The organism is Lysobacter sp. TAB13, from assembly GCF_052113885.1.
Taxonomy (GTDB): Bacteria; Pseudomonadota; Gammaproteobacteria; order Xanthomonadales; family Xanthomonadaceae; genus Lysobacter; species Lysobacter gummosus.
The window spans coordinates 33,277-55,631 of the sequence record NZ_JBFRDR010000005.1 but is presented as its reverse complement, the minus strand read 5'-3'; the positions used below and the strand labels follow the sequence as shown (position 1 = coordinate 55,631).

Genomic DNA, 22,355 nt, shown 5'->3' with positions numbered 1-22,355 from the left:
CGCGTCGATCAAACTTTGAACCGCCCCCCATCCACCCGCAAAATCTCGCCGGTGACATAAGGCGCATCGCGCAGATACAGCACCGCTTCGACCACATCTTCGACCGAGCCCATGCGTCCGAGCACCGTGCGCGCGGCGATCGCGTCTTCCTGTTCGGCGCGTTCGGCCGGGTCGCGCACCGACGGCAGCACGGTCCCGGGCGCGACGGCGTTGACGCGGCACGGCGACAACTCCGCCGCCAGTGCGCGGACCATGCCGGCGCCGGCGGCGCGGCTGACCTGATAGGCCGAATGGCCGGCGAAGGAACGGTCCAGATAGGTGTCGAGCAACATCACCACCGAACGCAGCGGCCGGCGCGCGTGCAGGCTGACCACCAGTTCCCACGGCGCCAGCAGGTTCACGCGCAGATGCCGCTGCAGGCGTTCGCGTTCTTCCTCGATCCGGCCCGGGCCGCCGTCGGCGGCGCCGAGCGCGCCCCAGGCGTAGCCGCGTTCGAACAGCGACGCGCTCAACACTACGTCGGTGATGTCCGCCTCCGGCAACGCCGGCAGCGGTTCGTTCATGTCCCAGCACCACTCCAGCACCGGCGCGCAAAACGGCTCCGGGACGCTGTCCGCGCTGCGCCGGTGCGCGACCACGCGCTCGCCGCGGGTCAGGCAGGCCTCGGCTATGGCGCGGCCGATGCGGCGCGAGGCGCCAGTAACCAAGGTGATCCGTTGCGACATCAGCCGGTCTCCCGTTGCGATGCGCTCGCCGTGCGGCCGGCGTGTTCGCGCAGATAACGCTGCACGAAACCGGCGCTGGCGAAGCTGTAAAAGCCGGTAGCGTTTTGTTCCGCGCGAAACCCGCGCTGCTGCGCCAGCGCGGCCAGTTCGCTCTGCAACGCGGGCAGCGCCAACTGCTGCAAGCCATGAAACAGATACGGCCGGCCCGGGTCGTAACGCGTCTGCCACTGCGGCGCGGTGTCGATGCCGCCGAGCAGATCGATGTCCAGCGGCACCGGCATCTGCCGGCGCGGATCGCGTTCGCGGCCGAAATCGGCTTCCAGGCGCTTGAAGCGGCGCTCCAGGGCGTCGATCGCCGGCGCCGCCGTGTATTCCAGCGCCAGCATCAGATTGACCGTGGCGCCGCCGCGATGCGGACGATGGCGATCGCCGTACACCTCGGACACCGCGCGCACGCCGGCGACCTCGGCATCGGCCGCGAGCAACGCCGCGGCGTCGAGCAGGTTCTCGACCCGCGCGCCGTCGCTGGCGCCCAGGCAGATCAGCGCGATCCAGCTCATGCGCCTCGGGCCCGCGCCGCGCGGCGGCGGTGTTTCATCGGCGGATCGGATTCCATGGCCCAGCGCTCCTGGTTGCGCGCGCTTCGCCCCAGAGGGCGAAAGCGCTCGAATATCGCGCGATCGCGGCGGCGGGCCGCACGATCGCTCCGATCCGCATTCTAGCCGCCTGACCTGGATTTCTCCTGTCCGGCGCCGCGACCGCCCTGCCCCGGCTCAGCCCACCGGATACGGCATGTCGTCGAAGCGCTGCGCGTGGTAACCCTTCACCCCGACCTCATGCGCCAGCGCGCTGCGGAAATCCAGGCCGGCGCGCAGGCAATCGAGCACGTAGCCGAAACCGAAACGCGGCTGCCAGTGCAGGTCGCGCCGCGCGGCGTCGTTGACGTAGACGCGGTCGAGTTGCGCGAACAGCTTCCAGCCCTTGGCCGCGTACAACTCTCTGCAGTCCGGGAACAGGCGTTCGACCACGGCGGCGGCGTCGCGGCTGAGCGCGGGCAGATCCTCGCGCGAGAACGGCGTGGTCGCCGAAACGATGTAGCGGCCGAAGCCCAGCGCCGGCGCGCGCTCGATCGCGCACAGGTGCGCCTGCACCACGTCGTCGATGTCGGCGCGGCGATACAGCAACTCGTTGGCCTGGACGTTGGCCGATTCGAACACCTCGCGCACCGAGGCGTCGTCATCGTCCTCGGGAAAGAAACGCGAGGTGCGCAGCACCAGCACCGGCAGCTTGTGCTTGCGATGGAACAGCTCGCACAGGCCTTCGGCGGCGATCTTGGTGGTGCCGTAGATGTTCTTCGGAATCGGCGCGACCTGCTCGGTGATCCAGGTCGCCGGCTCGCCCGGACCCGGCGTCAACGCCGCGCCGAAGGCGCTGGTGGTGCTGGTGAACACGAACGACTCCACGCCCGCGGCCAGCGCGGCCTGCAGCAGGGTCAGCGTGCCGGTGAGGTTGGTGTCGATGAAGTCCTGGTAACTGTGCGTGGCCACGTGCGGCTTGTGCAGCGTTGCGGCGTGGATCACGCAACGCACGCCGCGCATGGCCTCGGCGACGAAATCGCGATCGGCGATGGAGCCGACCAGGTCGGTGAATGCGGACGGCTTGATGTCCAGCCCGCGCGCCTGGCGCGATTGCGCGCGCAGGCGGCGCATCAGGCCTTCGCCCAGGTGGCCGGCGCTGCCGGTGACGAGGAGGGTCATGCTGCGTGCTCGATGATCTGCGAAACCGGCCGCGCCGCCGCTGCGGGTCAGCGCCGGCGCCAGGGCGGTGGGATGCGGCTAGGTTACAAGGCGAGGCCGGACGCGGCCATGTACAAGTGTCACAACCGCGGGCGCGGCCGATGCCGCGTTGCCGCTCACGCGCCGGGCGGCGATTCCCATCGCCACGCCGCCTGCAAGCGTTCGCGCAGGTATTCGACGAACGCCCGCACCCGCGGCGCCAGATGCGCGCTGTGCGGATAGATCGCATGCAAGGGCGCGGCGGCGGCGGCGTAGTCCGGCAGCACGCGGCGCAAGCGGCCGGCGGCGAGATCGTCGCCGACGTCCCAGATCGATTTCAGCGCGATGCCGGCGCCGGCCAGCGCCCAGGCCAGGACCACGCCGCCATCGTTGCTGACCAGTCCGGCGTCGATGCGCACGCTGACCGGCTCGTCGCCGATGAAGCGCCATTCCGCGCTGGGCGAATCGCCGATGACGATGCAGCGATGGCGGATCAGATCGGCCGGATGCGCGGGTTCGCCGTGTTCGCGCAAATACGCCGGCGCGGCGCAGACCACGCGGTGATTGGGCGCCAGCGGCCGGGCGATCAGGCTGGAATCGGCCAGGCTGCCGAAGCGCACGGCCATGTCCAGACCTTCGCCGACCAGATCGACCAAGGCGTCGCTGAGCTGCAACTGCACCCGCAGTTGCGGATGCAGGCGCTGGAAGTCGGCCAGGATCGGCGCGATCCAGCGCCGCCCCAGATCGTGCGGCGCGGTGATCCGCAGCAGGCCGCCGATGCTGGCGCGCTGTTGCGACATCAGCGCTTCGGCCGCTTCGACCTCGGCCAGGATGCGCACCACTTGCGCATGCAGCAGCCGGCCTTCCTCGGTCAGGGTCTGGCGGCGGGTGGTGCGCTGGAGCAGGCGCACGCCCAGCGCCGACTCCAGTTGCGTCAGCCGCTTGCTGACCACCGCCAGCGACAGATCCAGCTCGCGCGCCGCCGCCGACAGACTGCCGGCGCGGACGATGCGGTCGAAGGCCAGCAGGTTGGGCAGGTTGTCGATCATCGGCGGCCACTGTTCGCTTTATGGAAATAGTACCTGGGCATTGGCGCGGTATTTCAACGCGGATCGTTGACTGAACATGGGCTTCCCGTCCCAACCGTCTTACGGAGCCCGCCCATGCCCTCGCCGCTTTCCCGTCCCGCCGCCCTCGCCGTCCTCCTCGCCCTGGCCCTGCCCGCCGCGCGGGCGGCCACGGCCGAACCCGTTGCCGAGCCCCTGCTGCAGCCGGCCAGGATCGTCACCGATACGCCGATCGCTACCCCGGCAGTGGCCGCGCGCACCCTGGCCGCGCGCCGCTACGCCAGCTTCTGGAACAACGGCGACCCGGCGCTGGCCCGGGCCGCGCTGGCGCCGGACTTCATCGATCGCACCTTGCCGGCCGGCCGCGTCCAGGGCGTGGACGGGCCGCTGCAGGCCTCCAAAACCATGCGGCAAGCCATCCCCGATCTGCGCTGCCAGATCGAGCAACTGATCGTGGCCGGCGATCGCGCGATCGTGCACCTGCGCTTCGGCGGCCATTTCACCGGCCGCTTCGGCGATACCCAGGGCCGTGGCCAAACCATCGATTTCGTCGCCACCGACATCTACCGCATCGGCCGCGACCGTATCGATGAGAACTGGCATATCGAGGACAACCTCGCGCTGCTCAAACAACTGGGCGTGCTCGGCGACAGTCGCTGAGCCGCTCGCCTCGATAGCGACGCCAAGCCGGCGCCGGTGCCCACCCGGCCCGGCGCTCGCCCCCAACCCCGGCCCGACGAACGGCGCCGCGCTGTCAAACATAGGTCATACATAGCCCATACGCTTGCGCCAGCATAAGGAGATCCACAGATGAGGAAGATCCTCGGCCCCGCTCTGGCGGTGGTGTTGCTGGCCGGTGTCGTCATCGGCATCGTGTTGTCCTTCAGCGGCAAGCGCGACAGCGATCGCGCCGCCGCCGCGGCCGATCAAGCCCAGGCCGCCGCCGCGAACCGCATCACCGTGCGCGTGCTCACCGGTTCGGAAAAGCTCGAATTCCTGCGCGATCCCGAACTGGCCCAGGCCCTGCTCGCGGACAACATCGTGCTCGACGTGCAGAAAGCCGGCTCGCGCGAAATCGCCACCCGCCCCGATCTGAAGACCTTCGACGCCGCCTACCCGGCCGGCGCCGCGGCGGCGCGCAAGATCGCCGCGGCCACCGGTTCGCGCCGCGTGTTCAACAGCTACTACACACCGATGACGGTGGCCAGTTGGAAACCGCTGCTGCCGACCCTGGAAGCCAACGGCATCGTCGGCAAGAAAGGCAACGCCTATTTCATCGTGGACATGCGCAAGCTGGTCGCGCTGATGGAGCAAGGCACGCGCTGGAAGGATCTGCAGCCCAATCCCAATTATTCGGTCAGCAAGTCGGTGCTGATCACCAGCACCGATGTGCGCACCAGCAACTCGGCGGCGATGTACCTGGCCCTGGCCAGTTATCTGGCCAACGGCGACGACGTGGTCGCCAACGAGGCCGGCGCCGATCAGGTCGCCGACCGGCTGGTGCATCTGTTCTCCAAGCAGGGCTATCAGGAATCGAGTTCGTCCGGTCCGTTCGAGGACTACGTGACGATGAAGATGGGCAAGTCGCCGCTGGTGATGATCTACGAGCAGCAGTTCCTGGAGTACGCGTTCAAGCACAAGAGCGTGGACCCGGACATGGTGCTGCTGTACCCGCAGCCGACCGTGCTGACCAAGCACACCATCGTCGCCCTCAACGACAAGGGCGCGCGCTTCGCGGAAGCCTTCGAACGCAATCCCAAGGTGCAGGCGATCGCCGCGCGCTACGGCCTGCGCGGGCCCGACAACGCGGCCTTGTTCAACGACGCGAAGGCGCGCGGCATCGAGGTGCCGCAATCGCTGGTGGATGTGGTCGACCCGCCGACCTACGACATCCTCGAACGCATGATCAGCCGCATCGAAACCAAGCTCGGCCACTGAAGGAACGCCCTGATGAACAGCGACGTCAAGCAAGAACCGCAAGCGCAGACGCTGGCCGACCCGGTCGCGCCGCTCACTCTGGAAATGCCGGAACCGGCGATCGCCGTGCGCGAGCCCGATCAGGCCGCGGCGATGATTCCGTTCAAGGACGAAACCCAGCAACAGGTGCTGACCCAGGCCGACCAGTTCATCGCCGACCTGCTGGCGCTGGACCCGCATTCGGAAGATTTCCGCAGCCGCGTGGACAGCGCGTTCCGCCTGGGGCGCAAGGAAATCGGCGACAGCACGCTGCTGACGAACAAGTTCCTCGACAAGAACTTCATCTCCGACGCCGACAGCCCGGCGTTCAAGGTGATGAGCCAGATGCGCATCTTGTTCGAAGACCTCAATCCGGCCAACGAAGGCGACCTGTTCAGCGCCTACAAGATCCTCGGCCTGATTCCGTTCGGCAACAAACTGCGCGCCTACCTGCAACGTTTCGACTCGGCGGGCGAATCGATCCGCAAGACCATCGACAATCTGTACGGCGTGCAGGACGAACTGGCGCGCGACGATCAGGCGCTGTACGCCACCATGCAGAAATTGCTCGAGGCCATGACCAAGCTCAAGGCCGCGGACGTGTTCGCCGAACAGCTCGACACGCGCCTTTCCACCGCGCTGGATTCGCTCAAGGCCACCGACCCGGCGCGGGCCAAGGCGGTCGAACAGGAAGTGCTGTTCTACGTGCGCCAGGCCAGCGTTGATATCAAGACCCAGATCCTGGTGTGCATCAACGGCTACAAGATGCTAGAAGGCCTGCGCAAGACCGGGCGCGAGCTGCGCAACGGCTGCGACCGCATGGCCACCATCGGTATGTCGAGCCTGTCGATCGCCGCCACGCTGGCGCGCGCGCAGGGCTATCAGATCCAGGTGATGGACGCTCTGAAGTCCAGCTCGAAGGCGATCGAAGGCCTGATCACCTCGACTTCGACCCAGTTCGGCCAGCACGTGGACCGCGTCGCCGAGTTCCAGTCCAATCCGCTGATCGGCGTGCAGACCCTGCAGACCGCCTTCGACACCACCTTCGCCGCGCTCGACCGCATGGACGAGTTCCGCAGCAAGTCGATCGCTTCGATGGGCACCAACATCGAACAACTGCGCGGTCTGATCGCCACCGGCGAGGCGCGCATGAACCGCGAACGCGAGGCGATCGCGGCGGTCAAGCACAGCGTGCCGGCGGTGAGCGGGCCGGTGGCGCTGTAAGCCGCGGCCGATGGCGGCACCGAACCCACATTGCACCGTCACTCCGGCTCCGGCCGGAACCGCCACAGGATGGCCGCGACCATGATCCGACTGATGCGTAACGCCCTGCTCGCCTTCGCCGTATTCGCACTCGCCTCGTGCGGCGGCGGCGGCGGCGGCTCCAATGCCGGCGACGACAGCCGACCCGCGGCCGACGCCTTCACCGTGCTGGCCGGCTCGGAATTGAAGGACGTGGAAACGCAGTTGTCCGAAGACATCCGCAAGGCCACCGGGGTCAAGCTGCACTTCACCTACGCCGGCACCCTGGATGCGATCGACCGCCTCAACGCCGGCGAGAATTTCGACGCGGTGTGGGTGAGCCACGGCAAGTACCTGGCGATGAACCCGGCGCTCAAGCAACGGCTGCTGGCGCAGGACAAAGTGATGCTGTCGCCGGTGGTGCTGGGAGTGAAGGCATCGAAAGCGCGCGAACTGGGCTGGGACACGAGCGAACCGACCTGGAAGGACATCGCCGAAGCCTCGCGCAGCGGCCGCTTCAGCTTCGGCATGACCAACCCGACCTCCAGCAACACCGGCTTCACCGCGCTCATCGGCATCGCCTCGGCGCTGGCGTCCAATCCCGATGCGCTGACCCAGGCCGATGTCGCCAATCCCACGCTCAAGGCGTTTTTCCAGGGCCAGCGCATGACCTCGGGCTCGTCGGGCTGGCTCGCCGAGGCCTACGTGCGCGATCAGGCCAAGGTCGATGGCCTGATCAACTACGAATCGGTGCTGCTCAGCCTCAACCGCGACGGCAAGCTGTCCGAGCCGCTGGTGCTGGTGTACCCCAAGGAAGGCATCGTCACCGCCGACTATCCGCTGATGCTGCTGCAGGCCGGCAAGCGCGCCGACTACGACAAGCTGATCGCGTTCCTGCGCTCGACCGCGTTCCAGACGCGCTTATCGGAGGCGACCTTGCGCCGCCCGGTAAACCCCGACGCGACCGCCGCCGCGGCCATTCCCAAGCGCACGCTGATCGAGCTGCCCTTCCCCGGCCAGCCGCAGGTGATCGAACAACTGCTGGAAGGCTTCCTCGCCGACGTGCGCATCCCGGCCAGTTCGCGCTACGTGCTCGACCTGTCCGGCTCGATGGCCAACGACGGCCGCATCGAGGCGATGAAGGCGGCGATGGCGACCCTGGCCGGCGCCGAAGCCGCCTCGCTCAGCGGCCGCTACGCGCGCTTTCAGAAACGCGAACGCGTCGGCCTGTTGCCGTTCTCCAGCCATCCAGAACAGACGCAGTTGTTCGACATGGGCGACAGCGCGCAAAGCAGCGAGGCCACGCTCAAGGCGATCGGCGCGGCGGTCGCGCCGATGCAGCCCGACGGCGGCACCGCGATCTTCGACAGCGTGCGCAAGGCGCTGGAAGAACTGGCCGAGGAAAAACGCAAGAACCCGCAACCGCGCTACTACACCGTGGTGCTGATGAGCGACGGCGAGAACACCGAAGGCAGCGGCCTGAGCGAATTCCTCGCCTGGCACGCGGCGCAGGACGAAAGCCTGCGCTCGATCCGGGTGTTCCCGATCCTGTTCGGCGACGCCGACGTCAAGGAAATGAGCGCGCTGGCCGAAGCCACCGGCGGCAAGGTATTCGACGCCAAGTCCAAGTCGCTGACCCTGGTGTTCAAGGACATCCGCGGATACCAGTGATGAACGATCTGATCGCGCCGACGCCGATGCAGAAGTTGCGGCTGTATCTGTACAGCAATCGCAACATCGCCGGTTGCGTGCTGGGTCTGCTCGGCCTGGGGCTGTTGTTCGCGGGAGTGATCGATCGCGGCTGGCCGTTGATCGTGCTGGGCCTGTACGGCGTCGGCGCTCTGGGTTGGCCGCGCAGCACGCTGGCCGAGTCGATCGTGCAAACCGAAATATCCGGCGAGGCCCTGGTCGAACATCTGCAACGGCTGGTCAAGCAAGTGGCCCGGCACATGCCGCCGGCCGCGCTGGAAAGCCTGCGCAATATCCAGCAGACCCTGGAAGAACTGCTGCCGCGGCTGAGCGAGCTCAAGCGCTCCGGAGCGATGTCGGCGCAGGCCGCCTTCACCGTGCAGGAAACCCTGCGCCGCTATCTGCCGGACATGCTCTCCGGTTACCTGAAACTGCCGCCGATCTTCGCCAAGACCCAGGCGCTCAAGGACGGCCGCACCGCGGCGCAGACCTTGTCGCAGCAATTGCAGCTGTTGGACGAATCGCTCAAGCGCATCTCGCGCGATGCCTTCGCCGGCGACGCCGAATCGCTGATCGTCAGCGAGCGCTTCCTCAAGGAAAAGTTCGACGCCAAGTCGGCGTTCGAGCTCGCCTAGGAGACCGCCGATGCCGGCCGAAGACAATGCGCTGTGGAAGATCCGCGAGGAACTGATCGGCGAAGGCCTGTTGCCGGGCGCGCCGATGCGCGCGCCGCTGGAGCAGGCGCAACTCGACGACATCGCCTGGCGCCTGCTGCGCGCGGGCGTGCAGCCGACCGTGGAAAGCCTGCGCACCGTCTACGGCCGCGGTTCGCCCAATCGCCTGCATCCGATGCTGCGCCAGTTCTATGCCGGGCTCGCCACGCGCCTGCAGTTCGCGCCGCTGGCCGAGGACGTGCCCGCGCCGCTGCGCCAGTTGTGGCTGCAGGCGCTGGACCTGGCGATGGACGCGGTGACCGCACGCCACGCCGCGCAATCGGAAGAACTGCGCCGGCGCGAGGCCGAACTCGACCGACGCGAAGCGGCCCTGGCGCAACGCGGCGGCGAGATCGCCGCGCCGCCGGTGCTCGGCAATGCTTACCGCCGCGACAGCGCCGCGCGTGCGCGCGGCGACAGTTCGCAGGACTGAGCGGGACCCGGCGCTAACCCGATCAGCGCGGCAACAGATCGTTGCGGGCCAGCGCATCCACGCGCAAGCGCTCGGTGGCATCGAAGCGATGCGCCAGCAATTCGCTCAATCGCGATTCGCGCTGGGCCGGCGACAGGCGCGTATCGCTGAGAATGCTCTTGCGCGCCGAAGCGTAGTCGCGCAAACGGCCATCCCAGGCGGCGCGCTGCTGATCCAGCGCCGCCAAACGCTGCGCGGCCTGGGTGCCGTACTCGTGTTCGCGCTCGGCGTAACGCTGCGCCGCCGGCACGTCGCGGCGGATGTAGTCCTCGCTCTGCGTCAGGGTCCGCTGCGCCGCGTCTTCCTCGCGGCGCAACGCCTGCCGCGAAGGGTCCAGGCTCTGATCGAGTTCGCCGAGCCGGCGCGCGCGTTCCTCCGCGCTCAGGCTGGTGTCGGCGAGCAGGTCCTCGCGCGCCAGGGTGTAATCGAGATAACGGTCCTCATCGCCCCACCACGCCTGCGCGATCTGCTCGCCCATGCGCTGCGCACGCAGACTGCGCAGGCGCGCGACCGCGGCGCGCGGATCGCCGCCTTCGCCCGCCAGCGTCGAGGCGCTGCGTTGCAGGGTCACATACGAATCGAACCACGCCAGTACCTGCGCCACCGCGCCCTGATCCAGGCGCGCGCTCAGATAGGCGAGCAGGTCCGCGCGGATCTGCTGCTCGTTGCGCTCGCCGATGCGGCTGATGAAATAGTCGAACAAACGCCGCAGCTCGCGATCGGCGACGGGACGGCCCTTGGCGTCGACGTGCACGGCGCCGTCGGCGGCGGTCCCGCGCAGCGAATCCCGCGCCGTTGCGGCCGCTATCGCCGCCGCGGCTTCGCCTTGCACCGGCGCGGTCTCAGCCGCCGATTCATCGACCACCGCATCCCCGCGCGCCTGAGTCGTGGCGAGATGGGGCGCCCTGCCTTGGGCGCCCCACCACAGCAGTCCGCCGGCCGCGATCGCGACAGCGAGCAAGACGATCCTGCCTCGCATCGCTTACAGCCCCAGATTCTTCAGGCGATTGGCGTGCGCGCGGTACACCGTGACCGGATCGGAAGAGAACACCGAGCGCAGGCCGAAGGTCTGGTTGACCGAGTCGAAGTGGTTCCAGTTGTAGTCGTCGCGCAGCACCTCGCCCCAATGCGACGAGCATTGCCCGACCACGCCGTCGTTGGGCCGGCCCAGGTAGGTCAGGCTGCCGGCGCCGGCGGCCAGGTCGGTCGGATCGAGCAGATTGGTGGACACGCCCACGCCGCCGAAGGAGTAGTAACGCACGTCGTTGACCACCGCCGCGCCGTTGCCGCACGCCGTCGCCGGCTTGCCTTGCGGATAGTGCGCGGTGAAATCGGCCGCGCCGGCCGAGCTGAGCTGGCGCAACGCGGCGAGCGCGTCGGCTTCGCCGCCCATCAGCGAGGCGAAGGCGTTGATGACGCCGGCCACGATCGGTCGCAGCGGCGAGCCTTCCGGCAACGCAGCGCCGATCAGGTCCGCGGGCGCGGCGCCGGCATGCGGCGTATGCCCGGTGGTGACCGAGGCCACCAGATCCGGCCGCACCGCGGCGACATAGCGCGTGCTCAGCCCGCCCTGGCTGTTGCCGACCAGATTGAACTTGGCGTAGCCGTGCACCGCCTTGAGGTTATCGAGGTACTTGATCAACTCCTCGCCGCGCACTTCATCGGAATTGAAGCCCGACAGCTTCGCCGCGTACACCGTGGCGCCGCCGGACTTGAGCTCGTCGGGAATGTTGTAGAAGGTGCTGAAACCCAGCACCTGGTCCGAGGAGGCGAAACCGTGCACCAGCACGATCGGGTACTTGGTCTTGGTGTAGTCGTCGGCGGCCGCGGCGGGCGCCGCCATGGCCAGGCCGAGAACCAGCGCGGCGGTCAGATTCAGTAAGACATTTTTCGACATGATCATCTCCACGGGCGGGGGAATGGACCGTGCGCCGTCGTCGCGCCGCCATGAATGGGCGGTCGGCGAACGATGCGCTGCGAGCGGACTCGCAACGCGGACGCACGGAAGGCACCGCGGCATGGCCTGTCGATGTCGCCTCGCGGCCGGGACTGTGCGCCATCGCCCGGAACGCGGCCTAAGGCGCCGCCAAGCTATACCGTGCGGCCGCACTTGGCCCGCCTTCGCCTGGATCGCGTGGCAACGGGCAGTCAGTGCGGCCGATTCGCAGCCTATCGGGACCGTTCCGGATGCACCGCAATCTATCTTGCAATCCTCACCCGCCCGGCCCGCCGGAGGGCGCGACTGCGACGCGCGTCGCATCCCCCTTCCCGATCATGCCCAAGTCCTGGTTCGCCATGCTCGATCCGGGCGATCGCGAAACCTTGCTGTGCGAAAGCGAACCGGTGGAATTGCGCACGGGCCAGTTCGTCTTCCGCAAAGGCGAATCGCCGGAAGGGTTCTACGGCGTGGTGTCCGGCGCGATGAAGGCCTCGACCCTGCACACCGACGGCCACGAGACGATCCTGGTGCTGATCGAAGCCGGCAGTTGGTTCGCCGAAGTGGGCATGGTGGACGGCTTGCCGCGCACTCACGACATCTGCGCCACCGAACCCAGCCGACTGCTGCGGGCGGACACGGCCTTGTTCGACCGGCTGATGCAACGCGCCAGTTTCGCCCGCGCGATCGCCCTGTTGCAGGCGCGTCACATCCGCGGCGCGTTCGCCTTCATGGACGACGCCAACCTGCGCACGACGCGCGCGCGCCTGGCGCGGCGGCTGCAGCGGCTGGCGCGCGGCGACGCCGATCTGGGCGCGGGCTCGCAAAGACGATCGATCGCGATCACTCACGACACGCTGGCGATGATGCTGGGCGTCACCCGCCAGACCTTGTCGCTGGAACTCAAAGCCCTGGCGGCATTGGGCGCGATCGATCTGCAATACCGGCGCATCGTCATCGCCTCGATGGAGAAGCTCAAGGCGATCGGGCGGGAAACGTTGTGAACGCGGCTGGGCCGCGAGCAGTCCGCCACCGATTTCGCGACCGGTCCGACTCGCCCGGGATCGGCGCCCACCGGGGCGCTGAAAAACCGATGCACCGCTTGAGTTCCGAAGCAACCCAGGGATCAACTTTTGAAGCGGCCCATCTGCGCTTGAAGACCGCCGGCGGCGTGGCCGTCGGATGAGTTCATCGTATTTTCCGTAAGCGTGGACGCGCCGCGCCCGGTCATGGTGCCGCGGCCTTTCATCGCCAGATCGATATTGAGCGCGGTCTGCGCGAACAATTGGATCGTGCGATCGCTGCCGGGATCTTCGTCGATTTTCAAACCCCGGTGTATCGCGATATCGGCCAGCCTTCGCCCGCGCTCCAGCGCGGCGAGCGGCTCGGCATTGCTCTCGCCCACTCCGACCAGGCCCGGGCGATAGTTCTTGTCGATGCAGCGCTGCGCAGCGCCAAGCCCGCTCAGGCTCGGATCCCACAGGCCTTGCGTTTTTTCGACGAATCTCGCATCCATCCGCACCAGATTGTCCAGTTCGGCCTCCGACAACGCCGTGAGTTCCTCGCGGGAACGGCCGCCGATATTCAACAAGCTGTGCGGATCGGCGATCAACCTTTCCATATTCGTGAGCACATCGCGCGAATGATTGCGCGAACTCGCAGCCTCGCGCTCCCGCACCACCGGTCCGCTCGCCGCTTGCGCGAGGTTCGGCTTGCGAATCCCTGCGTTCGCCAGACGGATCCCGTCGTCGAAGCGATCGAATGCCGCACGAAGCAATTCGATTCGACGGTTCCCGCTCATACCGATCTCTGCGGTCAGCTCTTCCACCCGGCGATATTTGGCGATGAACCGTTCCGATAGAGCCACACCCTTGCCCCACCTCCAGTGCTCGGGATCATATTCCTGCATGTAGGCCAGCACGCCAGCCAATGTCACCTCATCGGCAGCAGTCCGGCCTGGGCCGGAAAGGTTGAGCAAACTGACGAGAAGGTCTTGCTTGGATGAACCCGCCTGATTCGAATTCTTGTTTCCCACCGGATGTCTCCCCAGGCGTGAATCGCCGGGCTGATGGGGAACGAAACGTCGGGAGGCGGTTGGCGTGAACGATGGAGTGCGGGGGACAAATCGCCGCACAGCCAAGCGGCGCAACAATAACAATGGCGCGATCTAGCTGCGATCATCAAGTCGAGTGCCCATTGGCTTCGTTGGACCAACGCCCCCATTCGAATGGCGAAACGAAATCACGATTCGATGGGCGAGTGAAGCAAGGCCAAAAGCATCATGGGCATGCTATTGACTGAATCTTGGAAACTGATGGATGCTTGTTTTAAGCGCACCCATCAGTGCGAAAACCGACTGCCTTCTGCTCCACCAAAATGGCACATTGACGCGCCAAATCATCAACAAGGACAGTTAATGAGCAACTCACATCCTCCACAAAAGCCACCCTACGACTTGATCGAAAGGGCGTGCAACGAGGTGCTTTATCGAGACCTGGCTAAAATCAACGAGCAAACGCGGCGACAACTCGGACCATTGCCGCAGGTGCAGAGCCAGAAACAGGCGCGGCGCAGGCCCTTTATTCAACAGCGCCCCGCAGCGGCGACCTTGCCCGAAATTTCAACTCCAGAGTCAGAAGCCGTGAAGATCAAACACACTGTAGCAATGACCGCATTGGCGGCTCTAAGCCTGACAGCCTGCGAAGGCACCGTCACGAGCTCCGACGTTCAGGTCGAGACTGATGTTAAAGCGAACACCAAGCCCAACGCGCCACCAGCCAGATCGGAGGCTACGAGCGACCTGCAAGAGGTCGTGGAGTTCTACGCAACGGCTAAAGGCAACGATTGGGCTGAGTACGATCTGCTTTCGAGGGTCAAATGGATTGACCCTGCACCCAAACAATTTCTGCCGGATCGTTACTCTCGAACGGGGCAAGTACTTCTTCTCGGGTTTGGGGAAAACGATCTTCCCAATGGAAAGACAGGCGCTGACTACGACGAAGTTCGCGGGAATGAAGGGGAATCCTCGATCACCTTATTCGGCGACAAGAAGTATGTGGACTCCATAGCCATTCGGAAATTTTACTTCTCCAGCGACTACTCGGATATTTTGAGAAAACAGGTTGGACAGAGCGTTCAAATCCAACAGATAGCGGAGCATTGCTCAGCCGGACCCGATGCGCAGGGAGGGGCCGGCGAAGGTGCGTTTTTTGAGTTGGCCCTAGCCCAAGGTAGCCATGTCTACGTTCAGGCTGCACAGGAGGACGGAGGCAAGTACTCTCCTGGCGCTACAGTGTTCAAGTTGAGCCGCAACAAGCCCATGAAAGAAATGACCGAAAGTGCATGCAAAATTAAGGTCAGCGACTGAACCAAGGAAGGATGAACATGGCAGCGACGGCATGCCAAGAACGGGCGGTCTTAACCGCAAATCAGTATAGCCAGGGAAATATCGCCGGCTTAAGCGACTACATGACCCGCAGGCTGGTGGCTTCCACGGTCTTGACCGAGAGCAATGGCGGCGACCTGGCCATCAAGAATAAAGAAGGGTATTTCGGTCGTTATCAGGCAGGCGCAAGTTGGCTTGCCGATGCCGGGCTCGTTGATCGAACCAAGCTTCGCGAGGCCATGGCTGGCTATTCAAGCGAATGGAAATGGGCGAAAACAGGGGGCATGACGAAGTTCCTTGAAGATCCGGCGAACTGGAAAGGGGGACTGAACCTCGATACGTTTAAGCAGTCGCCAGAACTACAAGATCAAGCTTTCAAGACCAATAGCGACGCAGCGTATCGTCAGGCGATCAGAGACAACCATCTCAAAGAGGGCGACTCTGAAGAGCACATTGCAGGCTTCCTCAAGGCCCGGCATATCGCGGGCTATGGCGGCGCCGTCGCCGTTATAGAAAAAGCAGATTCACGAGCGGACGCGAACGGAACCACCAACTTCGATTACTACAACGATATCGCAATCAATCGCGATGGACTGAATCAAATTCTTGTAGTCGAAGATCGGTTCAAAGGCATTCCGTATAAGCTTCCCATCGAGCGCGAATTGCGTCCAGGCGACGCCAATCTGGCGGTTCGGGCGCTTCAGGAGAACCTGAAGTTGGCGGGCGTGCTTGACGCTCAAGGCAGAACACTAGACGCCGATGGCGACTATGGAAAACGCACCCGTGAAGCCGTATCCACGTATCAAAATCTGAACGACTTGCCTGTAACTGGCAGCGCGGATATAGCTACGCTGACGGCGTTGCGCCGACACGCTGAGGCCGTAATAGCGGCGCAGGACATCAACAAGATCGGCCAGCAATTCCAGTCTCCCGGATATCGAAACGACTGGATGCAAACCGATCAAAACGGTCTGCCGAATTACCTGCATGCCAACGCCCATTCCGGCAAGCCTCACGCATACCATGCACCGCAAGTTCGAGGCCCATTGTCGGACGACGCGCTGAAGATCGGCGAACGCGGCCCGGAAGTAGCCAAGCTGCAGGAGAGCCTGATTCACCTGGGCATCAACGATCACCTCAAGCAGCCGATCAAGGCCGACGGCGTATTCGGTCCCGAAACAGAGCGCGCAGTGCAAGCGTTCCAACTCTGGCACGGAGCGGATCACGTCAATGGCGTAGCTGACCGACAGACGCTGGCCGCAATCAACACGCAGGCCGGTTTGGCGATCGTCCAGCGAACTGCAGATCAGGTGCAAGCTGCGCCAGCGCGTGACTTTGTCGCCAATGTAAATATCGCGGCGCGCGTCGATCCAAGTGCAGCAGCCGATCCGCGCGACGCGAGCCAAACGCCGCCGCCCAATGTGGCCGCGCCGGCTCCGGGGCAGACGACGCCGCGTGCGCCAGAGCCAGCGCCCGTCGCGCCTACGGCTGGATCGTCGGCAGCGCCCGCCAAGGCGGAGCTCGTGGTTGACGCCGTTCGGTTGTCTCCGGGCGATCAAGCGATGTTCACGAAAATTCGTGAGAATGTAGCGGCCCACGTGCCAGACGAAACAGTAGCGGTGGCGATGCTCGCGGCCAAACGCAACGGCATAACGGACGCGGAGAGCATCGGTCCGGTCGGCGTCGCCAACGGCAAACTTTGGGTGGGTGCGCACACCCCTGGCTTCCATACCGGTGTATCGCTCTCCGAGCCACTGCCGGCCATGCAAGACACCTTGCGCGAAACGCAGGCGTTCAATCAGCAGCGCGATCAGCAACTAACGCAGGAAGCGGCACAGCGCAACCCGGACGATCCCAATCGCGGACCGCGAATGTAGGCGGACCACGGGATGATCACGACCACTACGCAGTCAATGGTCTATTTGCTCACCGATCAACGCATCGGCCCGTATGTGGCCGGCGTTGGCGCCCTACTCGCGGACGTGATGCGGGAGGTTAAGGAGGCGCAACTGCCTAGTGGTGCCCGGAGCCGGACTTGAACCGGCACGGCCGCGAGGCCGGCGGATTTTAAGTCCGCTGCGTCTACCGATTTCGCCATCCGGGCACGGTGCGGTGACTGGGCTAGTTTAGCCTATCCGGCAAAACCCGGACGCGCCCCGCCTCGCTGCCGGCCGTGGCCGTGGGTAGCGGCGCCATGCCGATCTCGCTGTCGTGCTCGCGGAGCAACACTCGACCGTTTCGCTGCAACGTGCGCCGCCGTGCGGGAGGAAGGCTTTGCGTCGATCGCGCTCGCCGGCAAGCGCCCGGTTCGAACCGCGACTCGCGACGAACCCTCGCCGTCGCCGCCCACGCCCGGATGCCCGCGCGAACACGAAGCCGCCAAATCGCGGACAACAAAAAAGGGGCCGAAGGCCCCTTCTTCACAGCGTCGGATTTCGGTGAAGCGTTCGAACTTACGACGCCAAGATGGAGCGGGAAACGAGACTCGAACTCGCGACATCTACCTTGGCAAGGTAGTGCTCTACCAACTGAGCTATTCCCGCTGAAATCTGGTTGAAGAGACGGCCGGCCTTGCGGCGGATCGTCTATTCGAATTGGAGGCCGAGGTCGGAATTGAACCGGCGTACGCGGATTTGCAGTCCGCTGCATAACCACTCTGCCACCCGGCCGGTGACGCGACACATACTGCCTGCAGCCACGAATGCTTGCAATCATCGACTGCGCACATTCGCTTATAAAAAAAACAAAACCCCGCGAGGGGGTTTAGTTTCTAAGACGATCTCGTTGCCGAAATTATCTTGAATCTGGAGCGGGAAACGAGACTCGAACTCGCGACATCTACCTTGGCAAGGTAGTGCTCTACCAACTGAGCTATTCCCGCGGAGGAAGCGATATTTTAGGCATCGAAAGAAAACTGTCAACCGTTTTCTTCACGCCCCGGTGCCTCGCGACCCGGTGACCGAACCGCCTGCGCAGCCCGCCGCATAAGGCCGGCTGCGATGCGTCCCTCCCCGGCCAAGGTTCGGTTCGCGCCCGACTGTTCCGTTTCCGGTCAGGTCGAAGGCTTGTTCGTGTCCGCGTTCATTATAGGCCATGCGGCGCGCAAATAGGCCAGTCCGGACCACAATGTCAGCAACGCGGCGGCGGCCAGCATCCATTCGCCGATCCGGAACACCGGCAGGCCCAGCAGGTTTTCCTGATACAGCAGGCACACCAGCGCGACCATCTGCACGATGGTCTTGATCTTGCCGATCGCGGCGACCTTCACCGCCGCGCGCTGGCCCAGTTCGGCCATCCATTCGCGCAGCGCCGACACCGCGATCTCGCGGCCGACGATGACCGCGGCCCACAAGGTCATCCACACGGTCGGGTGCTTTTGCACGATCAGCAGCAGCGCGACGGCGACCATCAGCTTGTCGGCGACCGGGTCGAGGAAGGCGCCGAAGGCCGAGTACTGGTCGAAACGGCGGGCGATCCAGCCGTCCAGCCAGTCGGTGATCGAGGCGAAGGCGAAGATGAACGCGGCCGCGAAGTTGGTCCACGGGAAATCCAGGAAAAACACCACCACCAGCACCGGGATCAGCACGATCCGCGCCAGGGTCAGCATGGTGGGTATGGTCAACTTCATCCTTCGCTCCGCTTGCTGTCCGGCGCCGGGTCGGCGGCCTCGGCTTGTTCACTGCCGGCATCCGGGCCGCCGGCCTTTGCACTGCGCGTTTTCCTGCGCCCCGCGGCCGCGGCCTTGGGGGTGGTGCCCGAACCGGCGGGCGTCGGGGCTTCGGCCGGCGCGTCCAGCCCGTGCAGGGCGGCGTAGATGCGCTCGGCCAAGGCTTCGTTGACGCCCTCGACCCGGGAGATTTCCTCGATCCCGGCGGCCTTGAGACCGCCCAGACCGCCGAAATGCTTCAACAGACTAGCGCGTCGGCGCGGGCCGATGCCCGGAATATCTTCCAGCCTACTGCTGTTGCGTGTCTTCTGACGACGGCCGCGATGGCCGGTGATGGCGAAACGGTGCGCCTCGTCGCGAACCTGCTGGACCAGTTGCAGCGCCGGCGACTCGGCGCCGGGGCGGACGGTGCGGCCGTCGGGCAGCAGCAGTTCCTCGTCGCCGGGGCGCCGCGCCGGGCCCTTGGCCACGCCGACCAGGATCAGGTTCTCGACCCCGAGCTCCTCCAGCGCCGCGCGCGCCTGCGCGACCTGCCCGGCGCCGCCGTCGATCAGCAGGATGTCGGGCATCACCCCGTCTGACCGGCCCTCGCGCTCCGCGCTCGGGCGTTCGTCGACGCGCGAACCAGTGGTTCGCAAACGCGCCGCCTCACCCTCCACCGCGCGGCGGAAACGCCGGGAGATGGCCTGGTTCATCGCCGCGTAGTCGTCGCCCTCGGTGATGCCGGTGATGTTGTAGCGGCGGTACTGGCCGCGCACCGGCCCCTGCGCGTCGAACACCACGCACGAGGCGACCGTGGCTTCGCCCATGGTGTGGCTGATGTCGAAGCACTCGATGCGTTGCGGCAGCGACGGCATGCGCAGCAGATCGCGCAATGCCTCGGCGCGGGCCAGCTGAGCGGCGTGGCTGGTGAGTTCCGTGCCTAGCGCGAGTTCGGCGTTGCGGCGCGCCATATCGACGTAGCCGGCGCGTTCGCCGCGCACGTTGGCCTTGATTTGCACGCGGCGTTCGCCGGTGGCGGAGAAGGCCTGTTCGAACAGCTCGCGATCGGGCAGATCGCGGTCGAGCACGATCTCGCGCGGCGGGGTCTGTTCGCCGTAGTACTGCGAGATGAAGGCGGTCAGCACTTCCTCGGGATTGTCGCTGCCGCGGGTCTGCGGGAAGAACGCACGCGTGCCCAGGTTGCGGCCGTCGCGGAACGCCAGCAGCAGCACGCAGGCGGCCGCGCCCTGCATCGCGATGGCGAGTACGTCCAGATCGGCGGCGCGGCCGTCCACGTACTGGCGCGCCTGCAGGCTGCGGATGCCGGCGATCAGGTCGCGGATGCGCGCGGCGTCCTCGAAATCCAGGCGCACGCTGGCCGCTTCCATGTCGCGGCCCAGTTCGTCGGTGAGTTCGTCGCTGCGGCCTTCCAGGAACAGGCCCGAGCGGTGCACGCTCTCGGCGTAGTCGCGCGCCGCCACCAGGCCCACGCACGGCGCGCTGCAGCGGCCGATCTGGTGCTGCAGGCACGGCCGCGAGCGATTGCGGAACACGCTGTCCTCGCAACTGCGCAGGCGGAACAGCTTGTGCATCAGGTTGAGCGTGTCGCGCACCGCGCCGACGCTGGCATAGGGGCCGAAGTAACGGCCGGCGACCGCGCGCGGGCCGCGATGCATGGCGATGCGCGGCCAGGCCTCGCTGGTCATCAGCACGTAGGGGTAGCTTTTGTCGTCGCGCAGCAGCACGTTGTAGCGCGGCTTCAGAGACTTGATCAGCTGGTTTTCCAGGATCAGCGCTTCGGCCTCGGTACGGGTGACCGTGACCTCCATGCGCGCGGTCTGCGACAGCATCGACATGATGCGCGCGGACTTGGGTGTGGCGTTGAAGTAGCTGGAGACGCGATTGCGCAGGGCGCTGGCCTTGCCGACGTAGAGCACGCCGTCGTCGGCGCCGATCATGCGGTAGACGCCGGGCGCGGTGCTGAGCTGCTTGACGAAGGCTTTGCCGTCGAAGGGCGCGGGCTGGGCGGCCGTCATGCGCGCACGGCTCCTGCGCACGCGGCGACGGAATCGGGCGGGCGGGCTGGCGAGAGAGCGGGCGTCGCGGTCACGGACATCGGTCGGCTAGCGGCTGGGGCCCGAAGGCCGGCGTAATGAATGGATAAGGCTTGAATTGGGCTGATTATGCGTTAGCGCAAGGGCTGCGGGGCTGGATCTGAGGCAGGGTGCGGGCTGCGCGGGGTCGCAGCTGAGTTGGGCGGACTGGTTTTGGGGACTTTCGTGCGAGGACGCTTGAAGTCACTGGATTCCCGCGTTCGCGGGAATGACGAGCAAAAAAAGCGGGGCTCGAAACCCTCAGCGGAGACTTTGAGCAGCCTTCCGGCAGTGGATCGAAACTGCGGCCAGCTCTAGCCGTCGCGCAACCCCAACTCTTCGCGCAAACGCGCGATCGCGCCGTCGGCGGCGTGATCCAGCAACTGGAACACATGCTCGAACTGCGCCGGCCCGCCGGTGTAGGGATCGGGCACTTCGCCGTCGGTGACCGTGCCGCACCAGTCCAGCAGCAAGGCGCTGCGCGCGCGGGCGCCCTTCGGCGCGCGGGCGCGGACGTCGCGCAGGTTGGCGCGGTCGGCGCACAGCAGCCAGTCGAAATCGCGATAGTCCGCGGCGGCGAGTTGACGCGCGCGCAGGCCGGAGATGTCGATGCCGTGCTCGGCGGCGTTGGCGATCGCGCGCCGGTCCGGCGGATCGCCGACGTGCCAGTCGCCGGTGCCGGCCGAATCCAGCTCGACCCGGCCGGCGATCGACGAGGCCTCGATGCGCGCGCGCAGCACGCCCTCGGCGACCGGCGAGCGGCAGATGTTGCCCAGGCAGACCACGAGCAGGCGCATGCCTCAGCCGCCCTCGCCGTCCACGCCGGCGCCGGTCGAATCCGCTTCGCCGGCCAGATGCGCCTCGGCCCGGGCCAGGTCCTCCGGCGTGTCCACGCCGGGCGGGAACGGCTCGGGGGTGATGCCGACCGCGATGCGGTAACCGGCTTCCAGCGCGCGCAATTGCTCCAGCGATTCGATCTGCTCCAGGCGTCCGGGCCGCATCTTGGCGAACTTGCGCAGGAATCCGGCGCGGTAGCCGTAGATGCCGATGTGCCGCAGCCATTCGCCGCCGCCGGGCATGCGTTCGCGATCCTTGGCGAAGGCGTCGCGCGGCCACGGAATCGGCGCGCGGCTGAAGTACAGCGCGTCGCCGTTGCCGGCGCGCACCAGCTTGACCGCGTTGGGATCGAACAACACTTCAACTTCGGTGACCGGCGTGGCCAGCGTGGACATGTCAGCGCCGCTGTCGCGCAAGGCCTGCGCGGTGGCGAGGATGCCCGCGGCCGGCGCGAAGGGTTCGTCGCCCTGCAGGTTGACCACGACGGTATCGTCGCGCCAGCCGGCGATGTCGGCGCATTCGGCCAGACGGTCAGTGCCGGAGGCGTGGTCGGGCGAGGTCATCGCCACTTGCACGCCGCTGTCCTTGAGCGCCTGCGCGATGCGTTCGTCGTCGGCGGCGACCCACACTTCGCTCGCGCCCGCCGCCAGTGCGCGGCGCGCGACGTGCAGCACCAGCGGCTCGCCGGCGAGCGTGCGCAGCGGTTTGCCGGGCAGCCGCGAAGCGGCGTATCGGGCGGGAATGGCGACAACGAAATCCTGACTCATGATGGGCTCCGAACAGTACGGCGGGTGCGGCGGTGGTTACGACGATGGC

19 protein-coding genes, 4 tRNA genes and 1 pseudogene are annotated in these 22,355 nt (G+C 66.1%); 9 read left to right on the top strand and 15 right to left on the bottom strand.

Annotated features, from left to right (window positions below):
• Nucleotides 1-8 precede the first annotated feature (8 nt).
• The 4 genes from AB4Y92_RS07810 to AB4Y92_RS07795 form a co-directional block, all read right to left on the bottom strand.
• On the bottom strand, nt 9-725 hold the full coding sequence (locus AB4Y92_RS07810; RefSeq protein WP_441819106.1) for an SDR family NAD(P)-dependent oxidoreductase: 717 nt from the start codon (nt 723-725) through the stop codon (nt 9-11).
• Nucleotides 725-1,285 (bottom strand): 2-amino-4-hydroxy-6-hydroxymethyldihydropteridine diphosphokinase, encoded by a 561-nt coding sequence (locus AB4Y92_RS07805; protein ID WP_441819105.1) that lies wholly within the window; start codon nt 1,283-1,285, stop codon nt 725-727. The genes AB4Y92_RS07810 and AB4Y92_RS07805 overlap by 1 nt, the downstream gene beginning before the upstream one ends.
• 213 nt (nt 1,286-1,498) lie before the next feature.
• A complete protein-coding gene (locus AB4Y92_RS07800; RefSeq protein WP_441819104.1) occupies nt 1,499-2,482 on the bottom strand; it encodes an NAD-dependent epimerase/dehydratase family protein in 984 nt (327 codons plus the stop codon).
• Nucleotides 2,483-2,637: 155 nt separating this feature from the next.
• Nucleotides 2,638-3,549 carry a LysR family transcriptional regulator gene (locus AB4Y92_RS07795; protein WP_441819103.1) on the bottom strand — a complete coding sequence of 304 codons (912 nt, stop codon included), beginning with the start codon at nt 3,547-3,549 and terminating at the stop codon, nt 2,638-2,640.
• A 114-nt stretch (nt 3,550-3,663) separates the two neighbouring features.
• Here AB4Y92_RS07795 and AB4Y92_RS07790 point away from each other — a divergent pair, with 114 nt between their 5' ends.
• The 6 genes from AB4Y92_RS07790 to AB4Y92_RS07765 all read left to right on the top strand — a co-directional run bounded on the left by AB4Y92_RS07790 (nt 3,664) and on the right by AB4Y92_RS07765 (nt 9,600).
• On the top strand, nt 3,664-4,227 hold the full coding sequence (locus tag AB4Y92_RS07790) for an ester cyclase (RefSeq protein ID WP_441819102.1): 564 nt from the start codon (nt 3,664-3,666) through the stop codon (nt 4,225-4,227).
• A gap of 150 nt (nt 4,228-4,377) precedes the next feature.
• On the top strand, nt 4,378-5,505 hold the full coding sequence (locus AB4Y92_RS07785) for a hypothetical protein (protein WP_441819101.1): 1,128 nt from the start codon (nt 4,378-4,380) through the stop codon (nt 5,503-5,505).
• Nucleotides 5,506-5,517: 12 nt separating this feature from the next.
• On the top strand, nt 5,518-6,747 hold the full coding sequence (locus tag AB4Y92_RS07780) for a toxic anion resistance protein (RefSeq protein WP_441819100.1): 1,230 nt from the start codon (nt 5,518-5,520) through the stop codon (nt 6,745-6,747).
• An 81-nt stretch (nt 6,748-6,828) separates the two neighbouring features.
• Complete coding sequence (locus AB4Y92_RS07775; RefSeq protein WP_441819099.1) at nt 6,829-8,436, top strand: substrate-binding and vWA domain-containing protein; 1,608 nt, start codon at nt 6,829-6,831, stop codon at nt 8,434-8,436.
• A complete protein-coding gene (locus AB4Y92_RS07770; RefSeq protein ID WP_441819098.1) occupies nt 8,436-9,089 on the top strand; it encodes a hypothetical protein in 654 nt (217 codons plus the stop codon). The genes AB4Y92_RS07775 and AB4Y92_RS07770 overlap by 1 nt, the downstream gene beginning before the upstream one ends.
• 10 nt (nt 9,090-9,099) lie before the next feature.
• A complete protein-coding gene (locus tag AB4Y92_RS07765; RefSeq protein ID WP_441819097.1) occupies nt 9,100-9,600 on the top strand; it encodes a DNA-binding protein in 501 nt (166 codons plus the stop codon).
• A 22-nt stretch (nt 9,601-9,622) separates the two neighbouring features.
• Here AB4Y92_RS07765 and AB4Y92_RS07760 read toward each other — a convergent pair whose 3' ends face one another.
• Nucleotides 9,623-10,600: a lipase secretion chaperone gene (locus AB4Y92_RS07760; protein ID WP_441819096.1), complete on the bottom strand. Its 978-nt coding sequence runs from the start codon at nt 10,598-10,600 to the stop codon at nt 9,623-9,625.
• 21 nt (nt 10,601-10,621) lie between these two features.
• On the bottom strand, nt 10,622-11,536 hold the full coding sequence (locus tag AB4Y92_RS07755) for an esterase/lipase family protein (RefSeq protein ID WP_441819095.1): 915 nt from the start codon (nt 11,534-11,536) through the stop codon (nt 10,622-10,624).
• Nucleotides 11,537-11,913: 377 nt separating this feature from the next.
• Between AB4Y92_RS07755 and AB4Y92_RS07750 the strand changes: the two genes are divergently transcribed.
• The gene (locus AB4Y92_RS07750; protein ID WP_441819094.1) at nt 11,914-12,579 is read left to right on the top strand and encodes a Crp/Fnr family transcriptional regulator; all 666 of its coding nucleotides are present in this window, start codon (nt 11,914-11,916) and stop codon (nt 12,577-12,579) included.
• A 122-nt stretch (nt 12,580-12,701) separates the two neighbouring features.
• On the opposite strand, the gene AB4Y92_RS07745 is transcribed toward AB4Y92_RS07750, so the two are convergent.
• Nucleotides 12,702-13,610, bottom strand: a complete 909-nt coding sequence (locus AB4Y92_RS07745) for a hypothetical protein (RefSeq protein ID WP_441819093.1) — start codon at nt 13,608-13,610, stop codon at nt 12,702-12,704.
• Between the two features lie 246 nt (nt 13,611-13,856).
• On the opposite strand from AB4Y92_RS07745, the gene AB4Y92_RS07740 reads away from it, so the two are divergent.
• Complete coding sequence (locus tag AB4Y92_RS07740) at nt 13,857-14,942, top strand: hypothetical protein (protein WP_441819092.1); 1,086 nt, start codon at nt 13,857-13,859, stop codon at nt 14,940-14,942.
• A 17-nt stretch (nt 14,943-14,959) separates the two neighbouring features.
• On the top strand, nt 14,960-16,837 hold the full coding sequence (locus tag AB4Y92_RS07735) for a peptidoglycan-binding domain-containing protein (RefSeq protein WP_441819091.1): 1,878 nt from the start codon (nt 14,960-14,962) through the stop codon (nt 16,835-16,837).
• Between the two features lie 140 nt (nt 16,838-16,977).
• Here the strand turns inward: AB4Y92_RS07735 and AB4Y92_RS07730 are convergent.
• The 8 genes and pseudogenes from AB4Y92_RS07730 to kdsB form a co-directional block, all read right to left on the bottom strand.
• Nucleotides 16,978-17,064 (bottom strand) — tRNA-Leu (locus tag AB4Y92_RS07730).
• 363 nt (nt 17,065-17,427) lie between these two features.
• Nucleotides 17,428-17,503 (bottom strand) — tRNA-Gly (locus AB4Y92_RS07725).
• A 52-nt stretch (nt 17,504-17,555) separates the two neighbouring features.
• A tRNA-Cys gene (locus AB4Y92_RS07720) sits at nt 17,556-17,629 on the bottom strand.
• A 136-nt stretch (nt 17,630-17,765) separates the two neighbouring features.
• Nucleotides 17,766-17,841: transfer RNA gene (locus AB4Y92_RS07715), tRNA-Gly, on the bottom strand.
• A gap of 171 nt (nt 17,842-18,012) precedes the next feature.
• Nucleotides 18,013-18,588 carry a CDP-diacylglycerol--glycerol-3-phosphate 3-phosphatidyltransferase gene (gene pgsA / locus AB4Y92_RS07710; RefSeq protein WP_215060349.1) on the bottom strand — a complete coding sequence of 192 codons (576 nt, stop codon included), beginning with the start codon at nt 18,586-18,588 and terminating at the stop codon, nt 18,013-18,015.
• Nucleotides 18,589-18,734: 146 nt separating this feature from the next.
• Nucleotides 18,735-20,645, bottom strand: a pseudogene (gene uvrC / locus AB4Y92_RS07705) (excinuclease ABC subunit UvrC); the annotation flags it as partial.
• A gap of 371 nt (nt 20,646-21,016) precedes the next feature.
• A complete protein-coding gene (locus tag AB4Y92_RS07700) occupies nt 21,017-21,499 on the bottom strand; it encodes a low molecular weight protein-tyrosine-phosphatase (protein ID WP_441819090.1) in 483 nt (160 codons plus the stop codon).
• Between the two features lie 3 nt (nt 21,500-21,502).
• Nucleotides 21,503-22,306, bottom strand: coding sequence for a 3-deoxy-manno-octulosonate cytidylyltransferase (kdsB, locus tag AB4Y92_RS07695; RefSeq protein ID WP_441819089.1), 804 nt, complete (start codon nt 22,304-22,306; stop codon nt 21,503-21,505).
• Between the last annotated feature and the right edge of the window lie 49 nt (nt 22,307-22,355).

What these genes read in the sequence shown, in the direction of transcription:
- AB4Y92_RS07810 (WP_441819106.1), bottom strand. Translation starts at nt 725, where the DNA reads ATGTCGCAACGGATCACCTTGGTTACTGGCGCCTCGCGCCGCATCGGC.
- AB4Y92_RS07805 (WP_441819105.1), bottom strand. Translation starts at nt 1,285, where the DNA reads ATGAGCTGGATCGCGCTGATCTGCCTGGGCGCCAGCGACGGCGCGCGG.
- AB4Y92_RS07800 (WP_441819104.1), bottom strand. Translation starts at nt 2,482, where the DNA reads ATGACCCTCCTCGTCACCGGCAGCGCCGGCCACCTGGGCGAAGGCCTG.
- AB4Y92_RS07795 (WP_441819103.1), bottom strand. Translation starts at nt 3,549, where the DNA reads ATGATCGACAACCTGCCCAACCTGCTGGCCTTCGACCGCATCGTCCGC.
- AB4Y92_RS07790 (WP_441819102.1), top strand. Translation starts at nt 3,664, where the DNA reads ATGCCCTCGCCGCTTTCCCGTCCCGCCGCCCTCGCCGTCCTCCTCGCC.
- AB4Y92_RS07785 (WP_441819101.1), top strand. Translation starts at nt 4,378, where the DNA reads ATGAGGAAGATCCTCGGCCCCGCTCTGGCGGTGGTGTTGCTGGCCGGT.
- AB4Y92_RS07780 (WP_441819100.1), top strand. Translation starts at nt 5,518, where the DNA reads ATGAACAGCGACGTCAAGCAAGAACCGCAAGCGCAGACGCTGGCCGAC.
- AB4Y92_RS07775 (WP_441819099.1), top strand. Translation starts at nt 6,829, where the DNA reads ATGATCCGACTGATGCGTAACGCCCTGCTCGCCTTCGCCGTATTCGCA.
- AB4Y92_RS07770 (WP_441819098.1), top strand. Translation starts at nt 8,436, where the DNA reads ATGAACGATCTGATCGCGCCGACGCCGATGCAGAAGTTGCGGCTGTAT.
- AB4Y92_RS07765 (WP_441819097.1), top strand. Translation starts at nt 9,100, where the DNA reads ATGCCGGCCGAAGACAATGCGCTGTGGAAGATCCGCGAGGAACTGATC.
- AB4Y92_RS07755 (WP_441819095.1), bottom strand. Translation starts at nt 11,536, where the DNA reads ATGTCGAAAAATGTCTTACTGAATCTGACCGCCGCGCTGGTTCTCGGC.
- AB4Y92_RS07750 (WP_441819094.1), top strand. Translation starts at nt 11,914, where the DNA reads ATGCCCAAGTCCTGGTTCGCCATGCTCGATCCGGGCGATCGCGAAACC.
- AB4Y92_RS07740 (WP_441819092.1), top strand. Translation starts at nt 13,857, where the DNA reads ATGGGCATGCTATTGACTGAATCTTGGAAACTGATGGATGCTTGTTTT.
- AB4Y92_RS07735 (WP_441819091.1), top strand. Translation starts at nt 14,960, where the DNA reads ATGGCAGCGACGGCATGCCAAGAACGGGCGGTCTTAACCGCAAATCAG.
- pgsA (WP_215060349.1), bottom strand. Translation starts at nt 18,588, where the DNA reads ATGAAGTTGACCATACCCACCATGCTGACCCTGGCGCGGATCGTGCTG.
- AB4Y92_RS07700 (WP_441819090.1), bottom strand. Translation starts at nt 21,499, where the DNA reads ATGCGCCTGCTCGTGGTCTGCCTGGGCAACATCTGCCGCTCGCCGGTC.
- kdsB (WP_441819089.1), bottom strand. Translation starts at nt 22,306, where the DNA reads ATGAGTCAGGATTTCGTTGTCGCCATTCCCGCCCGATACGCCGCTTCG.